This is a genomic window from Sulfuricurvum sp. (assembly GCF_019163035.1).
In the GTDB taxonomy this organism is placed as follows: Bacteria; Campylobacterota; Campylobacteria; order Campylobacterales; family Sulfurimonadaceae; genus Sulfuricurvum.
On record NZ_JAFLKV010000011.1, the window covers coordinates 1 to 5652 of the forward strand.

The 5652-nt window shown below is 43.3% G+C and carries 5 protein-coding genes and 1 other RNA gene; 2 read left to right on the top strand and 4 right to left on the bottom strand.

Annotated elements, in window-relative coordinates; all coding sequences use genetic code 11:
- The 3 genes from pseC to fliD form a co-directional block, all read right to left on the bottom strand.
- Window positions 1-1028, bottom strand: a 1028-nt coding sequence (gene pseC, locus JZU62_RS01025) for a UDP-4-amino-4,6-dideoxy-N-acetyl-beta-L-altrosamine transaminase (protein WP_295011073.1), incomplete at its 3' end; no start/stop codon positions are given.
- A 2-nt stretch (window positions 1029-1030) separates the two neighbouring features.
- Window positions 1031-2038, bottom strand: a complete 1008-nt coding sequence (gene pseB, locus JZU62_RS01030) for a UDP-N-acetylglucosamine 4,6-dehydratase (inverting) (RefSeq protein ID WP_295011075.1) — start codon at window positions 2036-2038, stop codon at window positions 1031-1033.
- A gap of 267 nt (window positions 2039-2305) precedes the next feature.
- Window positions 2306-4018 (bottom strand): flagellar filament capping protein FliD, encoded by a 1713-nt coding sequence (gene fliD, locus JZU62_RS01035; RefSeq protein ID WP_295011077.1) that lies wholly within the window; start codon window positions 4016-4018, stop codon window positions 2306-2308.
- Window positions 4019-4147: 129 nt separating this feature from the next.
- On the opposite strand from fliD, the gene ffs reads away from it, so the two are divergent.
- Window positions 4148-4245, top strand: an RNA gene (gene ffs, locus JZU62_RS01040) — signal recognition particle sRNA small type.
- An 8-nt stretch (window positions 4246-4253) separates the two neighbouring features.
- Here ffs and msrA read toward each other — a convergent pair.
- Complete coding sequence (gene msrA, locus JZU62_RS01045; protein ID WP_295011079.1) at window positions 4254-4781, bottom strand: peptide-methionine (S)-S-oxide reductase MsrA; 528 nt, start codon at window positions 4779-4781, stop codon at window positions 4254-4256.
- Window positions 4782-5119: 338 nt separating this feature from the next.
- Here msrA and JZU62_RS01050 point away from each other — a divergent pair.
- Window positions 5120-5652 (top strand): response regulator transcription factor (locus tag JZU62_RS01050; protein ID WP_295011081.1); only part of this gene is annotated, 533 nt, incomplete at its 3' end.

Genomic DNA, 5652 nt, shown 5'->3' on the forward strand with positions numbered 1-5652 from the left:
ATGGAGAGTTCACTTTTGTAAAAAAGCTCAGCAGTAGTCAATCGCTGTTCACCGAATCGCTCTTTATAAAAACTGTTTTGATAGATCGGTTTATAGTGAACTTGAACCCCTAATCCCTGTGTTTGCAATTGCGTGAAAATCTCTTCTTTAACACAATGTAATTGAGGATTCAAAAGTAGCGGATAAAGATGGCGCGCGCTTTGCTCATTCGGGTCAATAGTAATCGTCGAAAAGAGTTTATGACCTGCAAAACGCTCATCGTAATAGCGGGCGATTTCATTGCGCGTTTGGAGAAATCGATCCAGTTTATGCAGCTGAGAGTGCCCTAACGCGGCGGCAAATTCGGTAAGACGGAAATTATGCCCCAAACTCACCATGTCAGAGTTCCAAAGCTGTTTTTTGATGATGCCGTGAGAGCGGAAGAGTTTGAGTTTTTGGGCGAATGCTTCGTCGTTTGTCACCACTGCGCCCCCCTCTCCCGTCGTGATCGGCTTGATCGCATGGAAACTAAAGATCGTCATGTCGGCAAAGGAACCGATCTTTTGATTACCGATACCGCTCCCCAAAGCGTGGGAAGAATCTTCGATGACGAGGAGATTGTGTTTTTGAGCTATTTCTTTGATCGCCTCAATCGCAACCGGTTTACCGGCAAAATCGACGGGTACGAGGGCGCGGGTTTGGGGAGTGATGAGCGATTCGATCAACGATTCGTCGATATTTCCGTCCATCTTAATATCGCAGAAAACAGGCTTTGCCCCGAGCGCAATCGCCATATTCGACGTTGCGACAAAACTGATTGGAGTGGTAATAATCTCATCGTTTTCCGAGATTTCCGCAACGGCATACGCACCCAACAACGCCGACGTCGCCGAATTAAAAGTGACACAAAAGCGCGCACCCGTATACTGGGCAATCGCTTCTTCAAATGCCTCGACCTTCGCCCCCTGTGTTAGATGGGAGCTTTTTAAGACATCCACAACGGCAGCAATATCATCCTCTTCAATAAACTGCGTTGAGTAAGGGAGCACGACTATTTCTCCTCATTCTGGGTCAATGCGATTTTCTCTAACAATGCTTCGCTGGTGAGCCACTCGGTGTTGGTTTCAGAGCTGTATTTAAATCCGTATTCGACGGGTGTTCCGATTTCCCCACAATTGTTTTTCGAGAAATCGGCGGCTTCGGTAAACTGGATCGTCGGTTTGATCACATAATGGTCGTGAAACTCCAATGTGAGATGGGAATCATCACGCGGGCACATCACTTCGTGCATTTTCTCACCCGGACGAATCCCGACATTTTTATGGGGAAGATGCGGAGCGATGGTACGAGCGACATCCACCACTTTCATCGACGGTATTTTCGGGATAAAAGTCTCTCCGCCGTGCATACGCTCGAAGTTTTTAAGAACGAAATCAACCCCCTCTTGGAGAGTAATCCAAAATCGTGTCATCCGATCATCGGTGATAGGAAGTTCGCTCGCCCCCTCAGCAATCAATTTTTGGAAAAACGGGACAACGGAACCGCGCGAACCCAAAACATTCCCATAACGGACAACGGCAAAACGGATATCTTTACCTCCACGAATGTTATTGGCTGCAACAAAGAGTTTATCGCTTGCGAGCTTGGTAGCGCCGTAAAGGTTGATAGGGCTGGCGGCTTTATCGGTTGAGAGGGCAATAACACGACTAACACCGCAATGCAACGACGCTTCGATGACGTTTTGAGCACCATTGATATTAGTTTTGATACATTCCATCGGGTTATATTCAGCGATAGGAACATGTTTGAGGGCTGCGGCATGGACGACATAATCGACTTCACTCATGGCACTTTCCAGTCGTGAAAGGTCACGAACATCCCCGATAAAATAACGCATACACGGGTCGTTAAATCGCTGTGCCATTTCATATTGTTTAAGTTCGTCACGAGAGTAAATAATGATTTTATTAGGTTTGTAATGTTTTAAAATCGTTTTGACAAATTGTTTGCCGAAGCTTCCAGTTCCACCGGTAATGAGAATATTTTTTCCATTTAGCATATGCTGCACCTTTGTCTATACTTATCATAAGAATAAGCAATTAGAGTGCCATATTTTCTCTATACGTGTGATAGTATCAAATTCCGTTCATTTACCAATTCTTGACGCATTTCGCAAAGGATACTTTCCGCATCCATTGTAAGAAGTAAAATTTGTTTCAAGAGATCAACCTCTTTAGACGAAGGAAAATTTTGCAATAATTCCCAGATAGAATCAGAATCACGAGTCTTGATTGCTGCTTCAAATAATACAATCCATCCTTTACAATCAACCACTGGAAGCCGTCGATTCAGCAATTTGTTGTTTTAGTGAAGCAAATGAGGATTCCAATTTACTGATCATGGAATCATAGGCGGCGAATTTAGCCGTCATCGTATCGTATCGTGCAGTTAGAAGGGCATTGGCTTTTGCTTTATCGGCGTTTAACGTTGTAGTCGCATCTTTAGTTGCTTGCGTCAAATTGGTCACAAGCCCTGTAGCTGAAGAGGTATAACTGTATAAAAGATTATTAAATGAGGTAAAAATCCCATCCGCAGTTGTGGCAATACCTGCGGAGCTAATCGTTGTTTTACCGCTAAAAAAAGCTTCTGTTCCATCCGGATCCGCATTCATTTTAGTTGTAAATGCATCAGAATCAAATGTCATTACACCTGTTTTATCTAAACCGATTCCATAATCAGGAAGTGCCTGCCCATTACTATTAACGGATGTAATCATACGGGTAATTTCACGACTGATATTTTTAATCGTATTGTCACCATTAAAAATTCCAACTTTTCCAGCAGTTGCATCGTAAGCAGTCATATCATCAAGTTGCTTGATAAGAGTATTATAACTACTGACCATACTTTGCATATTTGTTGCTACTTTACTACGGTCTTGAGACACTGAAATATTAGCACTTCCTAGATCTTTTAAAAGATTCACCGTTAACCCACTGCTAATATCGGTAATACTATTGGTGCTTCGGGTCATGCTAATGCCATCAAACGTAAAATGAGCATCATTACCATCTTGAATAATACCCATACTTCCCGCCGATATAGAGGTTCCTGTTGTCAGCACTGAAGACAACCCTCCTCCAGCGCTGTCACTCATCGTGATAGCACTCGCTACATCTCCTGATTTTGGAGTTAAAACCATTCGAAAATCATTGCTTCCATACTGCACGATATTCGCACTGACTTTTGTGTTCATCGTTGTATCGGCATTAATCATATCTGCCATTCCCTGCAGGGTTGTCGTATCCGTATAAGCAAAGTCTTTAGTTGTCCCTCCTACACCAAGGGTCATTGTACCACTGGTGCCACTAGCTGCTACAAAATCATCTGCAGCTAAGAATGAGCCGCTTTTTGTATTTTTGGTTAAAAGTTTCGTATCACTTAAATTACCTGAAACGTCAGTAAGAGAGATGGCTTGATCTTGCCCTGTCGTATTAGAGGTGAGCACAAGGTTATATTTTGATGTGCCGGTTTGGAGGGTTGAGGCGGTAACACTGCTACCTGCGGCATCATTAATAGCTTGCTTCAAATCAGTAAGAGTCGTCGAAGCAGTATAACTTATCGAGTAATTTTTTCCCCCTATTCCCAAATTCAATGTCCCAGGTCCGTTAGCAATCGGAGCAGTCAATGAAGGATAATCACCCGATGCTATAACACTTTTTTTAGCTATATTGGTCACACTAAGAGAAAAATCTCGAATTTGGGAGCCAGCAGCGGCACTTACACTGACGTAATCGTTACCGCCTGAAACTGTTCGCGCTTGATAAAGGCTATCATCATCCAATGCACTTACACTGCTTTTGAATGATGTAAGAAGGCTATTCAATAAATCTAATGCTTGGTTTTTTTGATTATTAAGAGTAATTTTATTGTCAATTGGAGTAATGATATTGGCTGAATCAGCTGCTTTAAGTTTATCGATAACATCTGCAGTCAAAACTCCTGATCCGATTCCAAGTGAGCTAACAGTCCCTGCCATAACAAATCCTTTTGCATTTTATATACATTCTATATCGACCAAAACAGTCAAATATTTAGTCAATACCCCTAAGCAAAAAAAGTTCCCGCTCTTGCATTTAGAGATTCAAACGGCTATAATTCGCCAACTCTTCTAGACCTGTGCAAGGGTGTGGACGGACAATGTGTCAGGGTAGGAATACAGCAGCACACCCGTTCATGTTTTGTGCCGCAGGTATCTGGGAGAGCCACTTCATTTAATCTCTTTTTACTTTATCTCCGAATTTTTTCATAAACTTTTCAATCTTTGGTGCAATCACTGCGTAGCAATACCCCTGCGTTGGATGCTCACTGTAATACTCTTGATGATACCCCTCAGCCTCAAAAAACTTCGGTGCGGGAGAGAACTCGGTGACAATAGGATCACCCCAATTCTTCTGTGCCTCAGCAATAGCGTGTTCAGCTTTGGCTTTTTGAACCTCATCATAGTAATAGATAACCGAACGATACTGGGTTCCCCGATCAGCTCCTTGGGCATTCAATGTGGTAGGATTATGAATTTCCCAAAAGATATCCAAAATATCCTCATACGAAATGACCTTGGGATCATACGTGATCTCGACTACCTCAGCATGCCCCGTAGCGCCACTACAAACCTGTTCATAACTGGGACTTTCGCGTAATCCTCCGGCATAGCCACTGATAGCGCTTTGCACCCCGATGACACGATTATAGACCGCTTCGATACACCAAAAACATCCGCCACCCAAAAGTGCTTTTTCCATATTGTCTCTTCTTTTTGGGGTGATTATCTCCCCTACGCACTGTAAGAGTGTTGAAAAAATCGGTTTGCATCGAGTCTTTAAGTTACCGTTCCGTAACGATTCACCGTTAGACTGACGTTTATAAATCAAAAAAAGGAGACCCAAATGGAAAAAATATCACCACTTGAAAAAATGATGCTAAAAAAACTACGCCAATCCAAACGCGCCAGCTGGATGGTTGACTAACACTCTTTTTTGCTCACAGTGAGCAATAACCTCTCCCAACTTCCCCTTCTTTCTCTTTCGTTAACATTCATTACGTCATACTTTCAGGATAATACCTCACGATAGGATTCCCGATGCTTCAAGCTCTGATGGTCGAAGACGACCCAGATATAACAACCCTGTTGGTCAACTACCTCAAAAACTACGGAATAGCGCTCAATGCCGTCTCCACCCCGTTAGCGGGATTAAATCTCCTCGATACCGACCATTTTGATTTGATCATTTTGGATTTAACGTTGCCGCAGATGGACGGATTGCAACTGTGCCAGATGATCCGTCAAAAAACCGACATCCCTATCCTCATCTCCAGTGCCCGCAGTGACATCAACGACAAGGTAATCGCACTGGAATATGGAGCGGACGATTATCTCCCAAAACCGTACGAACCGCGTGAACTGATCGCACGGATCAAAAGCGTGCTACGCCGCTATCGTCCGAGTATGGAGAAAAAAAACAAACCTTTCGTTTTGAATGAAGAGGAGCAAACCATCCTTTATAATGGCGAATCACTCTCCCTCACCCGTGCCGAGTACGAGATACTCTCTCTTTTTATTCTCCATCCGAACCAAACCCTTAGTCGCGACTTTCTCTCCAATAATTCAGAGGC

What these genes read in the sequence shown, in the direction of transcription:
- fliD (WP_295011077.1), bottom strand. Translation starts at nt 4,018, where the DNA reads ATGGCAGGGACTGTTAGCTCACTTGGAATCGGATCAGGAGTTTTGACT.
- msrA (WP_295011079.1), bottom strand. Translation starts at nt 4,781, where the DNA reads ATGGAAAAAGCACTTTTGGGTGGCGGATGTTTTTGGTGTATCGAAGCG.
- pseB (WP_295011075.1), bottom strand. Translation starts at nt 2,038, where the DNA reads ATGCTAAATGGAAAAAATATTCTCATTACCGGTGGAACTGGAAGCTTC.